Here is a 21,814-nt window from a genome sequence, read left to right as displayed (position 1 = left end):
ACCGCACGCAATCGATTGCGTATTCCATCGCGGATTCGCAGCTTATGGGGAGAGGACCTATGACACGCCGCCTGACCGCCGCCGCCTTTACCGGCATTGCACATATCGCATTGATCACTCCGGTGATGGCGCAAGATGCAGCTTCCACGACGGAAAGCAGTGACAGCGACATCGTCGTGACGGCGTCGCGCCAGGGCTCGCAGTCGCTGATCGACACGCCGCTCGCGATCCAGGCCTTCAGCGGCGAGCAGCTCGAAGAGCGCGGAATCCGCGAGACGACCGATCTTGTGAACTCGATCCCGGGTGCTTCGCCGGGCGAACAGGTCGGCTCGGTGATCAAGACCTTCTCGCTGCGCGGCGTGGGAGCCGCGGGCGGCATCGGCGACTCGCCGATCGGCTACTATATCGACGACGTTCCCTTCGCGATTCCCAATTCGCCGATCGCGCCGCCGCTCCGCTTCATCGATATCGACCGCATCGAGGTCCTGCGCGGGCCGCAGGGTACACTCTATGGGCAGGGTTCGGCAGGGGGCACGATCATCTACCATACGCGCGAGCCCGATCTCGACAATTTCGAGATGCGCGGCGAGGCGACGATCGCGAAGATGGATGATGCGAGCGCGCTGAACTACGGGGTGTCGGCAGCGATCTCGGTGCCGCTGATCAAGGATCGGCTCGCGATCCGCATCAGCGGCGGCTATGACAAGCGTGCCGGCTATGTCGATATCTTCAGCGAGACGCCGGCGACCGGTGGGCCGTCGTTCAAGAATGCCAACGACGTCACCAACCGCGACGTGCGGGCGGTCCTGCTCTGGCAGCCGACCGACGCGCTGCGCATCCGGGCGCAGGCCGCGCACTGGGAACCGCGCCAGAATTATACGCAGAGCATCAACCAGCTTGAGCCTGCCCAGCAGTGGTTCAGCGGAACCACGCGCGGATATGAGAACGGGAATTTCGATCTCTACAGCGTGTCGGTCGAATATGACGCCGGCGCCGCGATCCTCAGCAGTTCGACCAGCTATCTCGATGCCGAATATGGCTATCTGACCGGACAGACCTTCGGACCGCTCGGCACCGGCGCGCTCTTCAACGGTTATGATGCGCGCAGCTTCGCGCAGGAAATCCAGCTTCGCTCGAACGGCGATGGTCCGTTCCACTGGCTGGTCGGCGGTTTCTACCAGAATGCTAAGGCGCTCTTCAGCTTCGATGCCAACTTGACCGCGCTCACCATCAGTGGGTTCAACGATACGCGGACCCGCAACTATTCCGCTTTCGGCGAAATCAGCTACGATCTGTTCGGCGGCAAGCTCGTGCCGCTGGTCGGCATCCGCTATTACAAGGACAATCGACGCTTCGATGCGGACTCGATCCTGACCGGCACGGGCTCGGGGCAAACCAAACCCGACAAGGTGACGTGGCGCGCGAACCTTTCCTGGTTCCCGACCGACGATCTGACCGCCTTCGTGACGGTCAGCACGGGATTCCGGAGCGGCATTACCCAGACGCCGTTCCAGGCCTCGCTGGTCGAGGCCTCGGGAATTCCGTCCTCGATCGCGCTCGCTCCCGATACGCTCACCAACTATGAGGCGGGCATCAAGGCGAAGCTCGCCGACGGCCGCGTCCAGCTCGGGCTCAACGTCTACCGCATCGACTTCAAGGATCTGCAATTCGGTCTCACGCCGTTCGGCGTTTCCGCGTTCGCGAACGTCGGCAAAGCCCGCACGACGGGGGTCGATCTCGAAGCGCGGTGGCGCACCCCGATCGATGGCCTCAATCTCGGCGCGGTCGCCAACTGGAACGACAGCGAATTCCGCGACATCTATCCCGCCGTCACCGCCTCGCTTCCCAACGTCGCCAATGGCGAGCGCCTCTCGAGCACAGCGAAGTATAATTATCGTCTCGATGCCGATTTCGAGCGGCCGCTCGGCAGCGGCGACCTGCGCTTCTTCCTCAACGGTGCGGCCAGCCGCACCAGCAGCCGGGTCATGTACGACGGCTATGTCGTCCGGCCCTACTCGCTCTACAATGCCAGTGCGGGAATCCGCACGGACCGCTGGGAACTTTCGATCTTCGGCGAGAATCTCGCCGACGAACGCGGTCCGTCTTTCGTTCGCAACAGTCTGCTGCTCGCCGGACCTTATCCGCGCACCATCGGCCTGCGCTTGCGCACCACCATCGATTGATCAGGAGGGGCGAGCGCAGCGGCGCTCGCCCCCTCATTTGATTCCGATGTTCGACGGCGCGTCCGTCCGGTTTTCGAATATTTGAGAGTGAAATTATCATGATGGTTCCGGCTCGCTGGACGGGTGATCATATCGAGGCGATCGACGCAGCGCCCGTTCTGCGGGCGCCGCTGCTCAGCGAGGAAGATTTCGCACCGATCGCTCCCGATCTCGGCGTCTGGGACGCCTGGCCTGTGCAGGACGAGGCCGGAAAGCCGATCATCCTGGCCGGTGGCAGGCAGCTGTGGATGGCACTCGGCGCGCCGCGCTTCGCCGACCCGGACGAGCGCCACGGGCATGCACGCATCCACCTGCTGCTGCACAGCGCGGAAGGATGGCGGCACCTCGGGCCGGCCATGCCAGACGGCTTTTCACCCGGTAGCCGCGAATGGTCGGGGTCGGCCGTCGCTTCCGCGGACCTTGCGACCGTCGCCCTATATTTTACCGCTACCGGGCGTCGCGGCGAGCAGATTTTGACCTTCGAGCAGCGTTTATTTTCAGCGTTGGCGACGCTCGACCTGTCGGGCGAGGCACCCAGGCTTGGCGATTGGCGCGAGCTGGAAGAAATCGTCCCGATCGACCTCGAGCATTATATGTCCACCTGCGGCGGCCCGAGCGAGGTCGGGAAGATCAAGGCGTTCCGCGATCCGGCCTTCTTCCGTGATCCGGCGGGAGGCGATGATTATCTGCTGTTCGCGGGATCGCAGGCGCGCTCGCGGTCCGAATATAACGGCGTCATCGGAATTGTTCGCCGACAATGCGGCGAGCAGGGCTGGACCCTCCTTCCGCCGATCGTCAGCGCAGACACGCTCAACAACGAACTCGAGCGACCGCACATCATTTTCCACGCCGGCCTTTATTATCTCTTCTGGTCGACGCAGCGTCATGTTTTTGCGCCGTCGGGGCCTGCCGGCCCGACCGGGCTCTACGCAATGGTATCCCCCGCGCTCTTCGAGGGCTGGCGCCCGGTCAATGGTAGCGGGCTGGTGTTCGCCAATCCCGAAGCCGCGCCGGCGCAGGCCTATAGCTGGTTCGTACTGCCCGACTTGTCCGTCACGAGCTTTGTCGATGACTGGAGCGGCGGCGATGACCGGAACTTCGGCGGCGCGTTTGCGCCGTTCGTTCATCTGTGGCTGGCAGGCGACAAGGCAGGGATCGCGCGATAGCTATGGTCCCTATGAAGACAATCGCCGGCATCGAACTGGGGGGGACGAAAGCGCTGGCTGTCCTTGCCCGCGGGAGCGAGATTCTGGCGAGCGCGCGATTTGCGACGACGACGCCAAATGAAACGCTCGGCGCCCTCGTCGACACGCTCGAAGGGTGGAAGCGGCGCGAAGGATTTGCCGCGCTCGGAATAGCTTCTTTCGGTCCGCTGCGGCTTGATCCGGGTGCAACGGATTTTGGCACAATGCTCGCCACGCCCAAGGCAGGCTGGAGCGGAGCCGATATCGCGGGTGCGCTGGGCGCGGTCGCGGATTGCCCGTGGCGTATCGATACCGACGTCAATGCCGCGGCCCTTGCCGAATGGCGCTGGGGCGCTGGACAGGGCCTCGACAGCCTCTGCTATCTGACGCTCGGCACCGGCGTCGGCGGGGGCTTGCTGCTCGGAGGGCGCCCCGTGCACGGGGCGCTCCATCCCGAGATCGGGCATCTCCGATTGCGGCGCGCAAACGGCGACGAGTTTTCGGGTAGCTGCCCGTTTCATGGCGACTGCATCGAGGGCCTGTTGTCGGGTCCTGCGCTGCAGGCGCGGTTCGGCAGGGCGGGCGAGGAAATACGGGCAGATGATCCGCGCTGGTCGTTTGTCGCGCACGACCTGGCCCAGCTGATCGGTGCTCTTCTGCTGGTAACGAGCCCGCAGAAAATCCTGATAGGCGGCGGGATCGGCATGGGCCGCTCCTTTCTGCTCGAACGCGCCTGGCAGCATGTCGTCGCGGACCTGGCTGGCTATCTTCCCTTCGTCCCGGGCGACGCGGCCGAAGATCTGGTCACGCTTCCGGCGCTCGGAGACCGGGCCGGGCCGCTTGGCGCCGTCGCGCTCGGCGAAGCCGTGTTGATCGATGCCCGAACCAAGGAGGGAAAATTTTGACCAACCGTTCCCAAATTCAGGGCACCGTCGATCCGCAATTCGCGGCGTGCCGCGACGCATTCGAAGCGAACTTCCAGGAGGGCGGCGAACGCGGGGCCGCCTGCGCCATCTATCGTGACGGCCAGCCGGTGCTCGATCTCTGGGGCGGCTCGGCAGATGCCAGCGATCAAACCCCCTGGTATCGCAATACCGCCGTCCCCGTTTTCTCGGTCACCAAGGGAATATCGGCACTGTGCGTCCTGTCGCAGGTCTCGAACGGCAGGATCGATCTCGATCTGCCGCTCGCGCACTACTGGCCCGAGTTCGCGGCGCACGGCAAGGGCGATATCAGTGTCCGCAAGGCGCTCGCACATCAGGCTGGCGTTCCCCTGATAAGCGGACCGATCACGATCGCAGGCCTGGCCGATATAGCCGCGATGGCAGCAAGGCTTGCGGCGGAAGCTCCGCTGTTCGAACCGGGCACGGCACACGCCTATCATGCGATCACCGTGGGCTGGATCACGTCGGAACTGATGCGGCGGGTGACCGGCCAGACCATCGGAGAATGGTTCCGCGCCAATCTTGCTGGGCCGTTGGAACTCAACATACAGATTGGCCGCAGCGGCGACGCGCAGTCGCCCATTGCCGCCGTCGAGGTTCCGGCCGAATATGACACGCCCGAACTTGACCCGTCATCGATCGCAGCGCGCGCGATATCGCTGAATGGCCTTTTCCCCGCGCGGATGAGCGGTCTCGCCGACGCCATGAACGATCCCGCCGTGCAGCGCGTCGAACTGGCGGGCGCAAATGGTGTCGCCGACGCGCGCTCGCTCGCGCGGCTCTATTCGAAGGCGATCGGTAGCGTCGGTCAGGCTCCGCTTGTTTCGGAGGATTGCCTTCGCGACGCCTGTCGTACCGTGTCTTCGGGAACGCCTTTCGGTCAGGACTTCGCCGGTCCGACCTGGGGCGCGGGCCTCATGCTGCCATGGGCGATCCAGCCGATGCTCGGCGAGGGATCGTTCGGCCATGACGGGGCGGGGGGCTCGCTCGCCTTTGCCCACCCATCCTCGGGTGTCAGCTTTGCCTATGTCCGCAACCGCACCGGCCAACCCGGCGTCAGGGACCCACAAGTGTACCGCGTCGTCGATGCGCTGGCGCGCATCCTCGGCCTTTCCATTCCAACTTATTGACGGAGTTTATCGTGGCGCTCGACCCAGTATTGCAGCAACTTGTCGACCAACTGCCTTCCGTGCCGCCGGGGCCCGTCGACTATCCGACGCTTCGGGCGCAGGCTGCCGCGATGATCCCGATGATCGTTGGGCCGGGCGGCCGCATAGACGTTGCTTCGATCGAAGACCGGCAGATCGAAACGCGCGACGCCAAGGTCCCACTCCGGATTTACCGTCCATCGACCGAGCCGACGGGGACGCTGCACTATATTCACGGCGGCGGCTGGGCCATCGGCGACCTCGACACCGTCGATCATACCATCCGCCGGCTATGCCGGGATCTCTCGATGGTGGTGGTGGCCAGCAGCTATCGTCTCGCCCCCGAGCATCCCTTCCCGGCGGGATTTGACGACAGCCTCGCGGCCGCGCGCTGGATTGCCGCCAATCGGTCGTCCCTCGGCGGTGATAGTCTGCCTGCGATCATCGGCGGCGATAGCGCCGGCGGCAATCTAGCGGCCGCAATCTGCATCGCTATGCGCGACGAGCCCCAAGAGGGACGGCCCTTTGATGCACAGCTCCTGCTCTACCCGGCCGTCGACCTCGACGCCGGCGAGAATGACTATCCGTCCCGCGTTCGCGACGCTGATCCGACGCTCCGCCGCGCGAGTCTGACGGTGTGTGTCGCCGATTATGCGCAGGGCGCCGACACCGCCGATCCGCGCCTTTCGCCTCTCAAGGCAGACGATCTCTCGCGCTTGCCGCGTGCGTTGACGGTCGTCCTATCGGTCGATCCGCTGCGCGACGAGGCCGTTGCCTACGCCGGACGCCTGCGAGATGCGGGGGTTCGCTCCGAACTCCTGGAGTTCGATCATCTGACGCATGGTTTCGTGCATTTTGCCGGGATCATACCGGCTGCCGCCGAGGCGACCGATGAGGTCGTCGCGCGGCTGCAAGCTTTGCTGGCGAATGGGTAGACTGCGGCTGGCCGCGATCAGGTTGAGGACATGCTAGATGACAATCCCGGGTTTGATGCAGAACCTGCCGCTCAACATTTCGCAGATATTGCGCTTTGCAGCGACAGCGCACGGCGATCGCGAGATCGTATCGAAGGACTGCGACGGCAAGCTCTTTCGTTACGATTATGCGGGTGCGCTCTCGCGAGCGGCGGCGGGGGCCGAGTGGCTCATGAGCCTCGGGCTCGAACCGGGGGACCGGATCAGCTCGCTCGCTTGGAATACGCACCGGCATTTCGAACTGTTTTTTGCTGCGCCCGGGAAGGGGCTTGTTCTCCACACCGCCAATCCGAGGCTCCCGGACGAACATATCGCATTTACGATCAACCATGCCGAAAGCCGGGTGCTTCTCTATGACGCCAATCTGCACGAGATCGTCGAGCGGCTGAAACCCGCGCTCCATACGATCGAGCATTTCGTGATGCTGACCGGGGATGACTATGATCGGCGCATCGCTGAATTTTCCGGGACAACCCTTTGGCCCGACCTCGAGGAGAACAGCGGGGCCTTTCTCTGCTACACATCGGGCACCACCGGCGATCCGAAGGGCGTGCTCTACTCGCACCGCTCGGTGGTGCTGCACGCGCTTGTCGCCGGCCTGTCGGGCGCGCTCGGTTTCTCTGCCTTCGACGTGATCTTGCCGTGCCAGTCGCTCTATCACGCGACGGCCTGGGGCCTCCCATTCGCGGGAGCGATTAACGGAGCGAAGTTCGTATTTCCGTGCGACAAATTCGACGGAGCGAGCCTGCAAGAGCTGATCAAGTCCGAGGGCGTCACCTTCTCGGGCGGCGTGCCGACAATCTGGACCATGTATCTCGATCACCTCGCCCGCACGGGCGAGGACACGGGGACGCTCGAGCGTCTCGTGATTGGCGGGTCGGCCGTGCCGCGCGCGATGGCGGAGACGTTCGAGACCCAATATGGCGTCAAGGTTCGCCAGATCTGGGGCATGACCGAGATGTCGCCGCTCGGCGTGCTCGCAACGCCGACGCCCAAGGTTGCAGCGCTAGGCCATGATGAAATGAACGACATCATCTGGACGCGGCAAGGCCGGCTCCAGTTCGGCGTCGAGCTCAAGATTGTCGACGATGATGATCAGGACTTGCCGCACGACGGTGTCGCGGCAGGCAACGTGCTCGTCCGTGGGCCTTGGGTTCTGGAACGGTATTACCGGCAGTCGGTCAGTGCGCTCGACGCCGACGGATGGTTCGATACCGGCGACATCGCCACTGTAGATGCGAATGGCTTTATGCGCATCACCGACCGGAAGAAGGACGTCATCAAATCGGGCGGCGAATGGATCAGTTCGATTGACATCGAAAATGTCGCCGTCGCTTGCCCCGGCGTCAAAATCGCGGCCGTTGTCGGCGTGTTTCATCCCAAGTGGGAGGAACGGCCGCTCCTCGTCATCGAGCGCATGCCCGAATCCGTCTTGGATGAGGAGGCTGTTCGGGCCTGGCTCGAGCCCAGGCTTGTGCGCTGGTGGCTGCCCGACCGGGTCATTTTCGACGACATTCCGCTCACCGCTACGGGCAAAATCGACAAGAAGGCTTTGCGCGGACGTTACGCGGAGTGTCTTTCGGTCGCTCCGCTATCAGCAGCCTAGGCGCGTCCGAGGTCGCCGTCGCACGTGTCGCGCCGCCCTATGACGAACGAACATCCGGTATTGGCGAAATAACCGAGCATGCCCCGCGGTCTGAAACGATCGATTGTTGGAGCGGCGTTGTTACTCGCGCTGGGCGCGACGGCGGTCCTTGGGATCATGATGTATCAAGGCCATCGCAAGCCGGTCGGAAACCCTGAATATGTCGCCTTGGGAAGTTCGTTCGCCGCGGGACTCGGTCTGGGCGAGTTGGCGCCGGGCGCTCCGTTAGCATGCCAGCGGAGTGTCAACGGCTATCCCCAACAGCTTGCGCGGTCTGCCGGTCTATCGCTCGTCGACATGAGCTGTTCGGGCGCGACCGTCAAACATCTGGTGGGTGGCGGACAGTTTTTCCAAGGCCCGCAGATCGCGCCGATCAACGCAAACACCCGGCTGGTAACCCTCACCGTCGGCGGAAACGACATTGGCTACATCGGAAGTCTCGGCTCGGCCGGCTACCGCAATCGCGGCGGTATCATGCGCTGGCTCACAGCCATGTCGGGTGGCGAAACATACCCCGAGCAACAAGATTTCATTGCCGTGCAAAACGAAATCGTGGCGACCATTGCGGCGATACGCCGGCGGTCGCCCAAAGCGCTGGCCGTTGTGGTCACCTATCCACCGGTTTTGCCTGAAAATGGCACGTGCGACGCACTGCACCTCACGCAGCAGCAAGTCAGGTCGTCGCTCGGAGTGGCCGCGAGATTGGCAGAAGCGACGAGGAAAACCGCTCACCAGAGCGGCGCAGTGTTGGTTGACATGGCGACGATCGGAAGCGGCCATGATGCATGCTCAGCGCAACCTTGGACCTACGATCTCGCCCCGCCGGAAGGCGCATCCTTTCATCCGACCAGGGCTGGAGCAGCGGCGACGGCGGAGCAGATAGAGCATATACTGACATCGCGTATGTAGTCAGGACAGTGCGCCGCAAGAGCGTCGTTCAACCGCTAGATGCCGACTAATTCCTGTCCGAAAAAGCGTTTTGCGGATGTCGGTTACACAGGACCGCTTGCATTATTCATTGCCATCATTTGTCGATGTTGTGCGTCAGCTAAGCCAAGCTTCCTCTTCAAAGCAGACCGTCTCCTTCCGGCCACTAGCAGTCGCACGCTCGTGGCTTTCGCGAATCCCGATACATCTCTACGGCACACGCATGGCTACAAGATCAACAACGGCAGAACGTGTCGAGGCGCTGGTCCGGCGCATGGACGGAACGCCACTCTGCGACGAATGCATCGCGGATCGGCTCGATCTCTCGTCCGTTGCGCAGGCCGGCACCGCAACGCAGGCTGCCGGCGGTGCTCGCGGCTTCGAATTGTTGAAAGCCCCATGCGGCCTGTGCGGCGAACCGCGACACGTCATTCGCTCCAAGAGTTGAACGCCGGGCAGTTGCCGCTGCCGGATCGAGCGCGGCTCGATTGGGCGTGCTCTGGCGCCGGCACGCGGCGCCAGGGGCCGCGCGATGTTCTGGCCGCGCAGCGCACTTGGCTCGCCATCCTTGCCGGGCGGCGGCTGGCCCCCAAGCCCGCGCGCACGCCGCCCGGCGGCGGGCTCGCCAAGAGCGCGTTTCTTGTGGGCGCTTCGCGCCATCCTTTGGCGCTTGGGTCGGTTTGGGCGTTTGAATCGGTCGATCCTCAGCGTTAGGGCGGGTTGATGTTCGCTCTGTTCCTGCTCGCCTCGGTCGTTCCGTCCGGCCAGTCCTTCACATGTACTCCGCTCGCAGTGTGGGACGGCGACGGGCCGATCTGGTGCGCCGAAGGGCCGCATGTCCGTCTCTCGGGCGTCGCGGCGCGCGAGATGGATGGCAGCTGCAGCGCAGGCCATCCCTGTCCCGATGCCGACCCCATAGCGGCGCGCGATCATCTCGCCCGTCTGCTGGGGGAGCCGCAGGGGCGGAACCGGACGGGCCATATTCTTGTTCGCGGGCCGGCCATGCGCTGTGTGTCGCGCGGCGGGGCCGGCGGCACCCGTACCGCCGCCTTCTGCACGTCGCCCCGCTCGGGCGATGTCTCCTGCGCGATGGTCCGCAGCGGTCTCACGGCGCAGTGGGCCAAATATTGGGGCTCGCATCGCTGCGACTGATCGAACGGAATCGGGAGCGGTAGTTGGGAGTGGCCCGCCAATTCTGTCGGTGCCCGTCCCTCGATGGCCGTGAGGGCATTTGTCTCCGTCGCTCGAGGCCTGTCCCTTCCTGTCGCCCTTCTGCGGGCCCGGCTCGCCTCTGGCCGTCAACCCCATGCGGGGTTCGCCCTCGCGTGCCGCTCGGTGACGGCAGCTCGCGGTCCCTTCTTCCGGCGCCATCGGGAAAGTCCCCGAGCAACCGAAGGAGAAAGTTCATGCCCACCATCGCCAATCTCAACGTCAAGGCCGACGGCAGCTTCGAAGGTACGCTGGCCACCCTCAACGTCACCGCGCCGATCGCGATCGTGCCGAATGGCCGCAAGATCAAGGAAAACGAGCCTGATTATCGCATCCTCAGCCGCAAGAACGGATTCGAACTGGGCGCCGGTTGGAAGCGCTTCTCGCAGAGCAACGGCGCCGAATATGTGTCGGTGACGATGTCGGCCCCCGAATTCGGGACCATCTACGGCAATGTCGCCAACGCCCCTGGCGACGACCCGATGAAAAAGGTCATCATCTGGAACCCGCCGGCCTGACGGGATCCCCGGCTCCGCCTTCGGGCGGAGCCGATCGCTGCAAGACATCGAAGGGCGGTCCGACGGGCCGTCCTTTTTGTGCTGCCATAAGGCGGGGGGTACCGGGCTTCCTTCCCGTGTATTCGTTCCTGCGCTTTTCGTTCCGGTCGGTTGGAACAGGACGGACGGTGCGCCGCGCTATGGCGCCATTGGAAGCTCGGTGGGGCCGGGACGGGGCCGTGCGGCTGGGGCGGGGAAGGCGTGGGGCTCTGCCGCATGGGAGCGGGCCATTCCCGCTCTCGATTGCCGCTGATCCCTTGGCCGAGGCCAGGCCTCCTTCAATCAACCCGCTTCGGGGTCCCCACGCTTCGCTCGGGCCGCGGCTGCGCTCGCGGTGATTGCGGCCTGTCCCCGTCCGGCGGGGCGCCTGTCGAGCGGGAATGGCCCGCTCCCAAGGACAGGAGTTGATCCCATGCCGCTTACCACCGCCCAATCGCTCGGCTGGAACCTCGCCCGGACGATGATGACCGTAATCATCCTCGTCGAGACCGGCGCCGGCTATTCGGTCATGCCGCTCGACGAGTTCGACGGCGACCCCGAAACGATCGTCTGCGAATATGACCCGTTCGCCCGCTAACCTCCGGGGATTACGTCCAACTTGGTTCCGGTTCGGGTTCAACCCCGAGCCGGCCTTTGCTATGTCCTTATTGCAGGTTGCGCTGAGGAGGTGGTGGCGGGCGCGTCCGGATGGAGGACGGTCATGACTCTGATGCTGATCCTGGGCGGCGTAGCCATAGTCTACGCCCTGCTCCTGCTCCTTCGCTGTGCGAAATACGCGTTGCCGCTCTTTACCGGCCTCGCGCTTGCCTTCTATCTGCGCGATCATGGCTTTGGCTGAATGACGATATTGGCCGCGGGATTGCTGGCGGGGTTTTCGGTCCATGCGTTCGGTCGGTACGTCGCTGGCAGTAGTGCGCCCTTCGCTGTTCGCTTCTGCGTCGTCCTGCTGTTCGCCGGCACGGCCGCGGCTGCAGGATATCAGGCGGGCGGCGCGCTTGCGGAGCTGGCCGACCTCGAGCCATGGGCTGATCGCGGCATTTCCGTCCTTGTCGCCATCCTCACCGGGCTCGCCAGTTGGCGCGATCTGGTGCTGCCGGGGAATGGCATCGCGCGAGCGGAGTTGCAGGCCTAGGTCTTCATTGCCCTTCGCTATCGCCGACTTGCTTGTCGACCGGGCGACACATCCCTCCGCCGAGCCGCATCATCACGGCCTCTCGAAATGCGCCATCTGTCGGCGGGCCGCTTCGCTGATCCGGCCTCGCGCAACCGCGCCGGTCGCGACTTTCTTCCCCCGGCGTGCCGCCGTTCCTCGCGAAACAAGAAAGACGCGCCGGCGCGGTCCTCCGCTTCGCTGCGGGCCTGCGGCTGCCCGCCCGGCCCCCCGCCGACGGTCGATGCGCATCGAGGCCGCGATGGTGCGGCCCGAGCCAAGGAAGGAATGCATCATGGCCAGGATCGGCACGTTCAAGAAAGTCTCCGGCGAATATCGGGGTCAGATCACCACCCTGTCGGTGCAGGCGAAATCGGTTCGCATCACGCCCGAGAAAGACCCCAGCGGCAATGCTCCGAGCCACCGTGTCTTCATCGGCGATGTCGAGGTCGGTGCGGCCTGGGAGAAGCTGACGCAGGATCAGCGCCCCTACCTCTCGGTCAAGCTCGACGATCCGAGCTTCACCGCGCCGATCTTCGCACAGCTCTTCGCGGGCGAAGATGGCGAGCACGACCTCGTCTGGAGCCGCCAGACGCGGCGCGGCGACTGAGCCGCAGGACCCGCCCGGCGCCGCCGGGCGGGATACCCATTTATGGGGATGGGGATTCCCGCCTCTTGGAATTGGCGGTCGTGGCTCGCTCGCCAATTCTGCTGCCTCGGACGGAGGCGGTCATGGCGCGGAAAGGGAGGCAAGACGATGACCGGCGGCCGCGCCTCGACTTTCCCGGCTACGCGCAGGAATTTCTGCGTCGCAGCCCGGATTATCGCCGCGACTATGAGAGCGTGATGACGGACCCTGACGCGGGTCCGGCGTTGCAGGAGGTGATGGCCCGGCGATGGGCCCTCTGCTTTCCCGGTCGACCCGCGCCTGCCGGCGCTCGAGGCACCGGCCTTTTGGGAGGCGGCCGCCTGTCCCTATGTCGTCATCGTCGATGCCGCGCATTCCGCCCTCCCAGATGCGCCGGTCTTCGGCTGCGGACTGGGTTCGTGCATCGTCGAGCGGCGTGTCGCTCACCGGGCCGTGGCGGGCGGGCGCCATTACATTCTCGCGCATGAGGGCGCGCTTCACCGGATCTGGCTGCGCGGCGATCCGGAACGCGCTTCTTTCGCCGCCGTCATCCCGCTCGATGGCATGACCGGGACGCGGCTCCGAGCGGTTCAGGATCTCGATCGATGGCTGCGCGGGGCGGCTCCTTCACCCTCCGCAGCGTCGCCGACTTTCTACCAGGCGCAGCGGCTCGACCTGCTGCTCGCGATACTCGACCTCCGCGAAGGCGCCCGCGTCACGAGCCATGAGGTCGCCTGCCGCCTCGTCTATCCGCGCATGACCATCGGCCGCGGCGCGGCCTGGAAAGCCTCGCCCGAACGGCGCCGGACCCAGCGCCTGATCCGCGAAGCCGAGGCGCTGGCCGCCGGCGGCTACCGCGCGCTGCTCGCGGGTATGCCGGGGCGACAAAAACAACGTCGGAATTGAGCCGCTCCCCTGTGCGTCCTGCGCCGCGCCATGACGCGACATCGCCCGCCGACCCGCTCTCGAAGGTCCGGCGGCTGGAAGGAGCACCCCATGACGACCGGTCACCCGCCACGCTTTCTCACCACGCCCGAGGCGGCAAGGCGCGTCGGCCTTTCGCACCGGACGCTCGAGAAGCATCGCGTCTATGGAACGGGGCCAGTCTATCGCAAGCTCGGGGGCCGCGTCGTCTACGCGATCGACGAACTCGACGCCTGGGTCGAGCTCGGCCGCCGCACCTCAACGTCCGATCCCGGCAGCGGCATCGTGCGTCCCGCGCGGCGAGAGCCGCGCTGATGCGCCGCATCGATTTCGATGCGGCGCTCGGGTCGCCGGGGCTTTCGCCGCGCAGCGGTCGCGCGATTGCGGCGCCGCCGCAGGGTGCGTCGACCGAGGTCGAACTGACTTGGATCGAAGGCCGGCACGAACAATGGATCCGCTTCGGCCGCGTTGCTGCCGAGCGCATCCTGAGCCGCCGGACACGCGTCGCGGCCTTCCGTCCCGGCGCGGTCTTCGCTTTCGTCCGCTGGACGTCGAACGACTTCGGCACCATCCATTCGAACATCGCCATCGCCCTCGCCGTCGCGCCGGGCGAGTCCCATTCGACGCTGCCGTTCGTCAGACCCGGCGCCGAGATACTGGCGCGGATCGACGGCTGGCCGAAGGTCCAGAAGGCGCTCGAGGCGATCGATGCGGTCGAGGCCGTCGGCATCGACGCCTGCGATGCGGCGCCCGACCATTGGCGCCACATCGGCAACCGGATTGCAGCCGGCCTGCCGTTCCGGCCCTATTCGCTCGAACGCCACACGGCGTGGCTGCGCCGCCGGGCGGTCGAATCATGAACCGGCGAATCCTGTCCTTCACGGCGGCGACCGTCTCGCTTTTCGGCACGCTCTTCGTCGCGGTCGAATGGGCGAAGCCCGCGCCGCGCCTGCTCTGGAATGCGAGCGCCAGCGCGCCAATCGGCCTCTACCGGATCGACGCGGATGCCGCGCCGCGGGTCGGCGAACTCGTCGCCATCGACCCGCCGCCGGCGCTCGCTGGCTTCCTCGGCGCGCGCGGCTATCTGCCGCGCGGCGTGCCGCTCCTGAAGCGCGTCGCCGCTCTTCCCGGCGCGCTCGTCTGCCGTTCGGGCACCTTCGTCACCGTCGACGGAGCGGGGGCTGCCCGCGCGCTGGCGCGCGACCGCGCGAACCGCTCGCTGCCCGTCTGGACCGGCTGCCGGACCGTCGGGCGCGGCGAGATCTTTCTCCTCAACGCGGCGCCCGACAGCCTCGACGGCCGCTATTTCGGGCCGCTGCCCGCTGCCGGGCTGATCGGCACCGCGCATCCGCTTTTCACCCGCTCGAAAGCTGCCGCGCCGCTTCGCAGGCGCGGTGGAGACACCTCTGACGATTCTGCCAACGGCAAAAGGGAGCGCGAAAAATGATCATCGGAACGCTGACCGGAAGCGCTTCGCACGGGTTCTCGGGGATGATCGAGACCGTCGCGTACCAAGCTCATATCACCCTTGAGAGCCTGCCCGACTTCGGCGGCGAAGACGATCCCGATTGGCGCATCCTGGTCGGCAATCCGGCCAACGAAGCCGAAATTGGCGCGGGTTGGAACCGCACTCTCGCGGGCCATCCCTACATCGAGATCATGATCGACGACCCGGGCCTCCCGGCTCCGCTCTACGCTCATCTGACCCAGAGACTTCCCGATAAGCGCAAATATTCGATCCGGTGGATCCGCGGCGATGACGGCGAGTGAGCGCATGCGCCGCCTGCGCGGCAATCGACCCGCATGGCATTGCGCTGCGCTTGTCGGCGCCTTCGTCGTGCAGCCCTTATGCACGCCGGCTGTCGCCGCGGTGCAGCCGGGCGAGCATCCCTATGCCGCGCCGGTCGCCGAAGCGGCGCAGCGTTTCGCCATTCCCGAACTCTGGATCTGGCGCGTGATGCACGCCGAAAGCCGGGGCAGGGCGGGCGCGGTTTCGCATGCGGGAGCGATGGGGCTGATGCAGATCATGCCCGGAACCTGGGCGTCGCTGACCGCCCGCCACCGGCTCGGCCCGGACCCCTTCGACCCCCGCGCGAACATCCTTGCGGGTGCGGCCTATCTGCGCGCGATGTGGGACCGCTATGGCGACATCGCGCTGATGCTCGCCGCCTATAATGCAGGACCTGGGCGCGCCGATGCCTATGCATCGGGCCGCCGCGGCTTGCCCGCCGAAACCGTCGCCTATGTCGCGAAGATCGCCCCCGAACTACATGGCGCCGACAGCGTCAACGGCGTTGGAAATGCCGCCGCGGCGCCAAGGCCTTCGCATGGCTGGCGGGATGCGGCGATCTTCGCCGGGCGCCGCGACGACCTCGAGGGTGCGCATTCCGCATCGGCGCCCGAAGCCGCCGCGCCGTCTTCCGCGCCGGCTGCGTCGCTCTTCATTTCGCTCTCCACCGCGCGGGACCGCTGATGTCTCGCCGGTGGATCAGCCTTGCTGGATGCCGCGGTTCGGGAGCAGCAGGATCTTGCTGGAAGGGAAATGGGGGATCGCAAGATAAAAACCGTGCCAGCTGCGGGCCCGGGATGGTCGGTTTTCGGCGGCTTTGGGCGTATGGCATAGGCAAAATCAGCCATACGGATCGCACAGAGCCCGCATATTCTGCGCCCTTTTCGTATGGCAGGGCGCCCGATGCGGCGTGACGACGGCGATTTCCGGATCAGGCCGGGACGGAGCCGCGATCGCGGCTCGGGTTCCGCGGACAGGGGCAAGCGGCTCGCGGCCCAGGTCCGCAGGGCGGCCGCCCGCTCGGGATATACCCGTTCGCGGTCCGGCCGAGCGCGCGGCGGCGGCACCGGGACGCAGGGGCGCGGCCGGCGGGCTCTGGCCGCGATGCGCAGCCAGCCGGGCAGCCGCCGCGTCACCGTCATGGCGCGCGTGGTCCGCCACCGAGGCGCGCGCTTTCGGGCGGCGCCGCTCGCGCGCCATATCTCTTATTTGGAGCGCGAGGGCGTCACCCGCGACGGACGCGACGCCATCATGTTCGATGCCGATGGCGATGCCGCCGACCGCGACGCGTTCGCCGCGCGCTGCGAGGAGGACCGGCATCATTTCCGGCTGATCGTCAGCCCCGAGGACGCGGCCGATCTCGATGACCTTCGAACCTTCACCCGAGATCTTCTGACCGACATGCAAAGAGATCTGGATACGCGCCTCGACTGGGTCGCGGTCGACCATTGGAATACCGACAATCCGCACGTCCATATTCTCGTGCGCGGCATTGCCGACGACGGCTCCGATCTCGTCATCGACCGCGGCTATATCGCTGCGGGGATCCGCGGCCGCGCCGAGACCTTTGTGACGCTCGAGCTCGGTCCGCGGAGCGAGCATGAAATTCATACTTCGCTCACGCGCGAGGTCGATGCCGAACGCTGGACGAGCCTCGATGCCCGGCTGCAGCGGATGGCAGACGAGATGGGCGGGGCGATCGATCTGCGGCCCGCGCCTGGCGACGATCGGCGCATGCATGGCCTACTCGTTGGCCGCGCCGCGAAGCTCGAGGCGATGGGGCTCGCCGAGCGAAGGGGCGCCGGGCTCTGGATGATGGACGCGGGCGCCGAACAGGCGCTGCGCGAGGTCGCGGCGCGCGGCGATATCATCAAGACCATGCATCGGGCGCTCACCCGCGATGGAGGACGCTTCGATCCCGCTGCGCTCGCGCTCCACGACGGGGCGCCCGGCGGTCCGATCATCGGCCGACTGGTCGAGCGCGGCCTCCATGACGAGCTCGCGGGCAGCGCCTATGCGATCGTCGACGGCGCCGACGGGCGCACCCACCACATCCGCTTCGGCGACATGGAGATGACCGGCGACGCGCGGCCCGGCGCGATCGTCGAACTGCGCCGGTGGGAGGACGGCAAGGGGCGTGATCAGATATCGCTGGCGACCCGCTCCGACCTGCCGCTTGCTTCGCAGGTGGTCGCGCCCGGCGCGACCTGGCTCGACCGCCAACTCGTCGCCCGCGAACCCGTCGCATGCGGCAATGGCTTCGGTCTCGAAATTCGCCAGGCGATGGACGAACGCGCGCGCCATCTTGTGAGCGAGGGACTGGCCTCGCGCGCCGGCGATCGGCTGACCCTGCCGCCGGGGCTGATCGACAAGTTAGCCTCGCGTGAGCTGGAGGCCGCCACCGCCGCGATCGCCGAGCGGACCGGCCTTGCCGCGAAACCCTCGGCTGCCGGGGAGTATGTGAGCGGCATCTACCGCGAACGCGTCACCCTCGCATCGGGGCGCTTCGCGATGATCGACGACGGGCTCGGCTTCCAGCTCGTTCCCTGGCGCCCCGCGCTCGACCGCCACCTCGGCCAGCATATCACCGGCACCATGTCGCCCGGCGGCACGGTCGACTGGGCGCTGGGCCGGGGCATCGGCATCTAGAAGGACAGCTTCCGCATGAACGACAAGATACTCTGGGGCCAGATAGCCGCCGTCGGCGCGATCGTGATCCTCGCGGTCTGGGCGGCAACCCAGTGGACTGCCGCTGCGCTCGGATATCAGCCGGCGCTGGGTGCGCCATGGTTCCGGATCGGCGACTATCCGCTCTATCCGCCGCCGGCCTTCTTCTGGTGGTGGTTCGTCTATGACGCCTATGCACCGCCAATCTTCTACCGCGGCGCGATGATCGCCGCCTCGGGCGGCTTTCTTTCGATCATCGTCGCGATCGCCATGTCGGTATGGCGCGCCCGCGAGCGGCGGCGCGCCGAAACCTATGGCTCGGCGCGCTGGGCAGATGCGGGCGATATCCGGCGAGCGGGCATGCTCGGCGATGCCGGGGTGATCCTTGGACGCTTTCGCCGGCACTATCTGCGTCATGATGGCGCAGAGCATATCCTCTGCTTCGCGCCGACGCGCTCGGGCAAGGGCGTCGGCCTCGTCGTCCCGACGCTGCTCACTTGGCCCGGCAGCTGTATCGTGCACGACATCAAGGGCGAGAATTGGCAGCTCACTTCGGGTTTCCGGGCGCAGCACGGTCGCGTGCTCCTCTTCGATCCGACCAACATCGCGTCATCCGCTTACAACCCTTTGCTCGAAATCCGGCGCGGTCAGTGGGAGGTGCGTGACGCGCAGAATGTCGCCGACGTGCTCGTCGACCCCGAAGGCAGCCTCGAGAAGCGCAACCATTGGGAAAAGACGAGCCATTCGCTGCTCGTCGGGGCGATCCTCCATGTCCTCTACGCCGAAGAGGATAAATCGCTCGCCGGGGTGGCGGCCTTTTTGTCCGATCCCCGCCGCGGCATCGCCACGACGCTGCGGATCATGCAGACGACCGCGCATCTCGGCGAGGCTGGCGTGCATCCGGTCGTTGCCCGGGCCGCGCAGGACCTGCTCAACAAGTCGGCCAACGAGCGCTCGGGGGTGCTCTCGACCGCCATGTCCTTCCTCGGCCTCTACCGCGACCCGGTCATCGCCGCGGTGACGGGGCGGTCCGACTGGCGTATCGCCGATCTCGTCACCGGCAACGCCCCGACCTCGCTTTATCTCGTCGTGCCGCCGGGTGACATCAGCCGCACCAAGCCGCTCATCCGCCTGATCCTCAACCAGATCGGGCGGCGGCTCACCGAGGAGCTCAATCCCGCCGCTCGGCCGCAGCGCCTTCTGTTCATGCTCGACGAGTTTCCGGCGCTGGGACGGCTCGATTTCTTCGAGAGCGCGCTCGCTTTCATGGCGGGATACGGAATCAAGGCCTTCCTCATCGCTCAGTCGCTGAACCAGATCGAAAAGGCCTATGGGCCGAACAATGCCATTCTCGATAATTGCCACGTCCGGGTAAGTTTCGCGACGAATGACGAGCGCACCGCCAAGCGGATTTCCGATGCGCTCGGGACCGCAACGGAGATGCGCGCCATGAAGAATTATGCGGGGCACCGGCTCTCGCCCTGGCTCGGTCATCTCATGGTGTCGCGTACCGAGACCGCGCGCGCATTGCTGACGCCGGGCGAGGTGATGCAGCTACCGCCCGACCAGGAAATCGTGATGGTCGCAGGCGTGGCGCCGATCCGCGCGAGCAAGGCGAGATATTTTGCCGATCCCCGGTTGCAGGCGCGCATCTTGCCGCCCCCGCCTCCCTCCGAGGCGGATGCTCCGCGGCCCGACGACTGGAGCGCGCTTGCGCCTCCGGCAATCCTCCCCGGCGTCGCCGCCGCGCAGGCAAATCAGGACGTCTCGGGTGATCCGGCGGATGAGGAGCAGGAGGAAAGCGAGGCGAACAGCGGTATCCGGCAGGAACCGGCAATACCCGACCATGAAGATATTGCCCCCGTGCCCGGCAACCAGGTCGGCGAATTCGACTTCGACGACCCGGATCGCGACGACGACGCGGCGCGCAAGCGCAAGGCCATCGATGGTGCCATGCGCCGCGGCGCCCGCCTCGCGTCGCAAGATCCCGATGACGGAATCGACCTGTGAGAAAGCCGTCGGTCAAGCGGACCTTCCGGATCGACGCGATCCTGGCGCGGCAGCTCGACGACCGCGCGAGCAGCCGGCGGATCACCCGCACCGACATCGTCGAAGCGGCGCTGGCTTCCTTGCTGACCCCCGACCATGAGGAACGCATCGAGGCTGTGCTGACGCGGCGCCTCGACAGGATTTCGCGCCAGCTCGACCGGCTCGAATGGCATGTCGAACTGTCGAATGAGGCGTTCGCACTGTTCGTCCGATCCTGGCTCGTCAACAGCCCGCCGCTGCCCGACGCCGCTCTTCGCGCTGCGCAGGCAACCGGGAAGAAGCGATGGGAAGCCTTTGTCGATTCGCTCAGCCGCCGGATGGAGGCCGGGCCCAAGCTCGGGGACGAACTCTCGCGCGACAAGGATGGCGATCATTCGTCGCCTTCGGTGAAATAAGCCATCAGCCGGTGCGCGAGTGGCGGCACCAACCGGATGAAATTGCGCCGCCCGTCGAGCCTGTCGGCCTCGCGGGTCACGAGCCCCGCATCGCAGAGCCGCTGGAGCAGCCGCAAGGCGCTCGTCATCGGCAAGCCCGAGGCGATGCAGAGCGAGCTCGTCGATACAGCCTTCGCTTCTCCCTCGTGAATGAAGAGATCGATGAGCATGTCCCAGGCCGGCTCGCCGAAGAGGTCGGCGGCTCCGACGAGCTGGCGGCGCAGCAATCGTCGCCGCGAAGCCCTTTGCGCATTGGCAAGCGCAAGCTTTGCGCCGCGCGCCCTTCGCCACTCGCTTGCCGTGTCGAGCAGCACGGCCGCCGATGACGCCTCGCTGCAGGCCGCCGTCCCGCCATGCAGGATCGTGCGATGGCGGCGAAGCGTCACGACGATATGTTCCAGCACCTCCACATCGAGCGATCGACCGATCGCGGCCAGCCGCTCGGTTGCCATGATATCGGATCGGCTGGGCGTGGGATCGCCGCTCGGATGATTGTGGACGAGGATGATCGCGGCGGCGTCGAGTTCGATCGCCCGTCTAAATATGGTGCGTGGATAGAAGGCGACCTGTCCGACCGTTCCATGTTGCAATTGTTCGTCGGCGATCAGCCGGCGGGAGGCGTCGAGAAAGAGAATGCGCAGCGTTTCGTGAGGCAGCGCCCCCATCGAGGCTCTGAGATATTCGAGCAGACGTGGATTGGCGGGGTCGATCCCTCGGCCCGCAAGCTCGGCGCGCAGCGCCTCCGACGTGACGGCGCGTGCGGCAACGATCATCGCCGCGACCGGGCTAAATTGTCCCAGCGTGCGGGCCAGGGCTTCGGGAGACTGGGCGAGAAGACGGCCGAGGGTCTGATGTTCTGCCAGCAGCGTGCCGGCTATGGCTTCGCTGTTGTCCGGATCGAGCGTGGCAACGAATTGAGCCAGGATGGCTCGCTGACGCCGCGCGCCAGCCGATGCTGGTGACGCCAGGTTGCGAGGATGAGGATCGCCGGGACCGGCCACGACGTCGCCACCTGCATCGTAAGATACGCCGCCGGGTGCAGCGCCATGTCGAATGTTCGGCTCATGTGCGCGAGGAGCGGGACCAGATGAAAGACGGCGATGCACATGGGCCAGAAGCGATGCGCAAACATCGCGAGCGCGACGGTGGACCCGGCGCCAAAAAGGTCGATCGCGAGATGACCGGTGTCGACAGTGGCGAAGTTCGTCGGCACGAAGATATGAAGGATCTGGTCCGAGCCCACCATCGCCACCGCGATCGCCGCCATCACCCGTTCGGGTCCGCCGCCCTTCCACGCGGCATAGCCGACGGCAATGGCCAGGAAAGCGAGAAACAACGCGATGCGCATGTTCCCAAACTTTCA

The 21,814-nt window shown here is 65.9% G+C and carries 26 protein-coding genes; 23 read left to right on the top strand and 3 right to left on the bottom strand.

Going from position 1 to position 21,814, the window contains the following annotated elements:
* The first annotated feature begins 59 nt into the window (after positions 1–59).
* The 7 genes from CDQ91_RS08670 (at position 60) to CDQ91_RS08640 (ending at position 9,026) form a co-directional block, all read left to right on the top strand.
* Positions 60–2,183: a TonB-dependent receptor gene (locus CDQ91_RS08670; RefSeq protein WP_054586758.1), complete on the top strand. Its 2,124-nt coding sequence runs from the start codon at positions 60–62 to the stop codon at positions 2,181–2,183.
* Positions 2,184–2,281: 98 nt separating this feature from the next.
* A complete protein-coding gene (locus CDQ91_RS08665) occupies positions 2,282–3,388 on the top strand; it encodes a glycoside hydrolase family 68 protein (protein WP_234715714.1) in 1,107 nt (368 codons plus the stop codon).
* Positions 3,389–3,399: 11 nt separating this feature from the next.
* Positions 3,400–4,311, top strand: coding sequence for an ROK family protein (locus tag CDQ91_RS08660; RefSeq protein WP_231732801.1), 912 nt, complete (start codon positions 3,400–3,402; stop codon positions 4,309–4,311).
* The gene (locus tag CDQ91_RS08655) at positions 4,308–5,480 is read left to right on the top strand and encodes a serine hydrolase domain-containing protein (protein ID WP_054586760.1); all 1,173 of its coding nucleotides are present in this window, start codon (positions 4,308–4,310) and stop codon (positions 5,478–5,480) included. The genes CDQ91_RS08660 and CDQ91_RS08655 overlap by 4 nt, the downstream gene beginning before the upstream one ends.
* An 11-nt stretch (positions 5,481–5,491) precedes the next feature.
* Entirely contained in the window at positions 5,492–6,433 is a 942-nt protein-coding gene (locus CDQ91_RS08650) for an alpha/beta hydrolase (protein WP_058814412.1), read from the top strand.
* Between the two features lie 37 nt (positions 6,434–6,470).
* Entirely contained in the window at positions 6,471–8,078 is a 1,608-nt protein-coding gene (locus tag CDQ91_RS08645) for a long-chain fatty acid--CoA ligase (protein WP_197709673.1), read from the top strand.
* A 78-nt stretch (positions 8,079–8,156) separates the two neighbouring features.
* Entirely contained in the window at positions 8,157–9,026 is an 870-nt protein-coding gene (locus CDQ91_RS08640) for an SGNH/GDSL hydrolase family protein (RefSeq protein WP_088472283.1), read from the top strand.
* Positions 9,027–9,279: 253 nt separating this feature from the next.
* On the opposite strand, the gene CDQ91_RS08635 is transcribed toward CDQ91_RS08640, so the two are convergent.
* Complete coding sequence (locus tag CDQ91_RS08635) at positions 9,280–9,471, bottom strand: hypothetical protein (RefSeq protein ID WP_054586765.1); 192 nt, start codon at positions 9,469–9,471, stop codon at positions 9,280–9,282.
* Between the two features lie 293 nt (positions 9,472–9,764).
* Here CDQ91_RS08635 and CDQ91_RS08625 point away from each other — a divergent pair, with 293 nt between their 5' ends.
* From CDQ91_RS08625 to CDQ91_RS08555, 16 genes are all read left to right on the top strand, one after another.
* Positions 9,765–10,196 carry a hypothetical protein gene (locus CDQ91_RS08625; RefSeq protein WP_054586767.1) on the top strand — a complete coding sequence of 144 codons (432 nt, stop codon included), beginning with the start codon at positions 9,765–9,767 and terminating at the stop codon, positions 10,194–10,196.
* Positions 10,197–10,450: 254 nt separating this feature from the next.
* Positions 10,451–10,771: a DUF736 domain-containing protein gene (locus CDQ91_RS08620; protein WP_088472282.1), complete on the top strand. Its 321-nt coding sequence runs from the start codon at positions 10,451–10,453 to the stop codon at positions 10,769–10,771.
* 451 nt (positions 10,772–11,222) lie between these two features.
* Positions 11,223–11,387, top strand: coding sequence for a hypothetical protein (locus tag CDQ91_RS21465; protein WP_164499240.1), 165 nt, complete (start codon positions 11,223–11,225; stop codon positions 11,385–11,387).
* A 123-nt stretch (positions 11,388–11,510) separates the two neighbouring features.
* The gene (locus CDQ91_RS21250; RefSeq protein ID WP_158213641.1) at positions 11,511–11,648 is read left to right on the top strand and encodes a hypothetical protein; all 138 of its coding nucleotides are present in this window, start codon (positions 11,511–11,513) and stop codon (positions 11,646–11,648) included.
* A complete protein-coding gene (locus CDQ91_RS08610) occupies positions 11,649–11,942 on the top strand; it encodes a hypothetical protein (RefSeq protein ID WP_054586769.1) in 294 nt (97 codons plus the stop codon). It begins immediately after the preceding gene.
* 313 nt (positions 11,943–12,255) lie between these two features.
* Positions 12,256–12,570 (top strand): DUF736 domain-containing protein, encoded by a 315-nt coding sequence (locus CDQ91_RS08600; protein WP_054590053.1) that lies wholly within the window; start codon positions 12,256–12,258, stop codon positions 12,568–12,570.
* Positions 12,571–12,692: 122 nt separating this feature from the next.
* The gene (locus tag CDQ91_RS22035) at positions 12,693–13,076 is read left to right on the top strand and encodes a transcriptional regulator domain-containing protein (RefSeq protein WP_419722551.1); all 384 of its coding nucleotides are present in this window, start codon (positions 12,693–12,695) and stop codon (positions 13,074–13,076) included.
* Entirely contained in the window at positions 13,042–13,494 is a 453-nt protein-coding gene (locus CDQ91_RS08595; RefSeq protein ID WP_237245894.1) for a DNA -binding domain-containing protein, read from the top strand. The genes CDQ91_RS22035 and CDQ91_RS08595 overlap by 35 nt, the downstream gene beginning before the upstream one ends.
* 90 nt (positions 13,495–13,584) lie before the next feature.
* Positions 13,585–13,827 carry a helix-turn-helix transcriptional regulator gene (locus CDQ91_RS08590; protein ID WP_054586770.1) on the top strand — a complete coding sequence of 81 codons (243 nt, stop codon included), beginning with the start codon at positions 13,585–13,587 and terminating at the stop codon, positions 13,825–13,827.
* A complete protein-coding gene (locus CDQ91_RS08585) occupies positions 13,827–14,372 on the top strand; it encodes a DUF2840 domain-containing protein (RefSeq protein ID WP_088472279.1) in 546 nt (181 codons plus the stop codon). The genes CDQ91_RS08590 and CDQ91_RS08585 overlap by 1 nt, the downstream gene beginning before the upstream one ends.
* Positions 14,369–14,959, top strand: coding sequence for a S26 family signal peptidase (locus tag CDQ91_RS08580; RefSeq protein WP_088472278.1), 591 nt, complete (start codon positions 14,369–14,371; stop codon positions 14,957–14,959). Before CDQ91_RS08585 ends, CDQ91_RS08580 begins: the two co-directional genes overlap by 4 nt.
* Positions 14,956–15,282, top strand: coding sequence for a DUF736 domain-containing protein (locus CDQ91_RS08575; protein ID WP_054586773.1), 327 nt, complete (start codon positions 14,956–14,958; stop codon positions 15,280–15,282). The genes CDQ91_RS08580 and CDQ91_RS08575 overlap by 4 nt, the downstream gene beginning before the upstream one ends.
* Entirely contained in the window at positions 15,269–15,985 is a 717-nt protein-coding gene (locus CDQ91_RS08570; RefSeq protein WP_084758130.1) for a lytic transglycosylase domain-containing protein, read from the top strand. The genes CDQ91_RS08575 and CDQ91_RS08570 overlap by 14 nt, the downstream gene beginning before the upstream one ends.
* A 219-nt stretch (positions 15,986–16,204) precedes the next feature.
* Positions 16,205–17,950 (top strand): relaxase/mobilization nuclease domain-containing protein, encoded by a 1,746-nt coding sequence (locus tag CDQ91_RS08565; RefSeq protein WP_088472334.1) that lies wholly within the window; start codon positions 16,205–16,207, stop codon positions 17,948–17,950.
* Positions 17,951–17,965: 15 nt separating this feature from the next.
* Complete coding sequence (locus tag CDQ91_RS08560; protein ID WP_088472277.1) at positions 17,966–19,978, top strand: conjugal transfer protein TraG; 2,013 nt, start codon at positions 17,966–17,968, stop codon at positions 19,976–19,978.
* Positions 19,975–20,412, top strand: a complete 438-nt coding sequence (locus tag CDQ91_RS08555; RefSeq protein WP_088472276.1) for a CopG family transcriptional regulator — start codon at positions 19,975–19,977, stop codon at positions 20,410–20,412. Before CDQ91_RS08560 ends, CDQ91_RS08555 begins: the two co-directional genes overlap by 4 nt.
* Here CDQ91_RS08555 and CDQ91_RS21560 read toward each other — a convergent pair.
* Together CDQ91_RS21560 and CDQ91_RS21240 are read right to left on the bottom strand one after the other, a co-directional pair.
* Positions 20,388–21,224 carry a JAB domain-containing protein gene (locus tag CDQ91_RS21560; RefSeq protein WP_158213640.1) on the bottom strand — a complete coding sequence of 279 codons (837 nt, stop codon included), beginning with the start codon at positions 21,222–21,224 and terminating at the stop codon, positions 20,388–20,390. The two genes, CDQ91_RS08555 and CDQ91_RS21560, sit on opposite strands and share 25 nt — an antisense overlap.
* A 101-nt stretch (positions 21,225–21,325) precedes the next feature.
* A complete protein-coding gene (locus tag CDQ91_RS21240; protein WP_158213639.1) occupies positions 21,326–21,799 on the bottom strand; it encodes a hypothetical protein in 474 nt (157 codons plus the stop codon).
* Positions 21,800–21,814 lie beyond the last annotated feature (15 nt).

This window comes from Sphingopyxis witflariensis (genome assembly GCF_002205635.1).
In the GTDB taxonomy this organism is placed as follows: Bacteria; Pseudomonadota; Alphaproteobacteria; order Sphingomonadales; family Sphingomonadaceae; genus Sphingopyxis; species Sphingopyxis witflariensis.
This window is presented reverse-complemented; position numbering and strand designations above follow the sequence as displayed.

Excerpts from the sequence above, each read along its gene's own strand:
- CDQ91_RS08670 (WP_054586758.1), top strand. The coding sequence starts at position 60 with ATGACACGCCGCCTGACCGCCGCCGCCTTTACCGGCATTGCACATATC.
- CDQ91_RS08665 (WP_234715714.1), top strand. The coding sequence starts at position 2,282 with ATGATGGTTCCGGCTCGCTGGACGGGTGATCATATCGAGGCGATCGAC.
- CDQ91_RS08660 (WP_231732801.1), top strand. The coding sequence starts at position 3,400 with ATGAAGACAATCGCCGGCATCGAACTGGGGGGGACGAAAGCGCTGGCT.
- CDQ91_RS08645 (WP_197709673.1), top strand. The coding sequence starts at position 6,471 with ATGACAATCCCGGGTTTGATGCAGAACCTGCCGCTCAACATTTCGCAG.
- CDQ91_RS08640 (WP_088472283.1), top strand. The coding sequence starts at position 8,157 with ATGCCCCGCGGTCTGAAACGATCGATTGTTGGAGCGGCGTTGTTACTC.
- CDQ91_RS08620 (WP_088472282.1), top strand. The coding sequence starts at position 10,451 with ATGCCCACCATCGCCAATCTCAACGTCAAGGCCGACGGCAGCTTCGAA.
- CDQ91_RS21465 (WP_164499240.1), top strand. The coding sequence starts at position 11,223 with ATGCCGCTTACCACCGCCCAATCGCTCGGCTGGAACCTCGCCCGGACG.
- CDQ91_RS21250 (WP_158213641.1), top strand. The coding sequence starts at position 11,511 with ATGACTCTGATGCTGATCCTGGGCGGCGTAGCCATAGTCTACGCCCTG.
- CDQ91_RS08610 (WP_054586769.1), top strand. The coding sequence starts at position 11,649 with ATGACGATATTGGCCGCGGGATTGCTGGCGGGGTTTTCGGTCCATGCG.
- CDQ91_RS08600 (WP_054590053.1), top strand. The coding sequence starts at position 12,256 with ATGGCCAGGATCGGCACGTTCAAGAAAGTCTCCGGCGAATATCGGGGT.
- CDQ91_RS22035 (WP_419722551.1), top strand. The coding sequence starts at position 12,693 with ATGGCGCGGAAAGGGAGGCAAGACGATGACCGGCGGCCGCGCCTCGAC.
- CDQ91_RS08590 (WP_054586770.1), top strand. The coding sequence starts at position 13,585 with ATGACGACCGGTCACCCGCCACGCTTTCTCACCACGCCCGAGGCGGCA.
- CDQ91_RS08585 (WP_088472279.1), top strand. The coding sequence starts at position 13,827 with ATGCGCCGCATCGATTTCGATGCGGCGCTCGGGTCGCCGGGGCTTTCG.
- CDQ91_RS08580 (WP_088472278.1), top strand. The coding sequence starts at position 14,369 with ATGAACCGGCGAATCCTGTCCTTCACGGCGGCGACCGTCTCGCTTTTC.
- CDQ91_RS08575 (WP_054586773.1), top strand. The coding sequence starts at position 14,956 with ATGATCATCGGAACGCTGACCGGAAGCGCTTCGCACGGGTTCTCGGGG.
- CDQ91_RS08570 (WP_084758130.1), top strand. The coding sequence starts at position 15,269 with ATGACGGCGAGTGAGCGCATGCGCCGCCTGCGCGGCAATCGACCCGCA.
- CDQ91_RS08565 (WP_088472334.1), top strand. The coding sequence starts at position 16,205 with ATGCGGCGTGACGACGGCGATTTCCGGATCAGGCCGGGACGGAGCCGC.
- CDQ91_RS08560 (WP_088472277.1), top strand. The coding sequence starts at position 17,966 with ATGAACGACAAGATACTCTGGGGCCAGATAGCCGCCGTCGGCGCGATC.
- CDQ91_RS21560 (WP_158213640.1), bottom strand. The coding sequence starts at position 21,224 with ATGATCGTTGCCGCACGCGCCGTCACGTCGGAGGCGCTGCGCGCCGAG.
- CDQ91_RS21240 (WP_158213639.1), bottom strand. The coding sequence starts at position 21,799 with ATGCGCATCGCGTTGTTTCTCGCTTTCCTGGCCATTGCCGTCGGCTAT.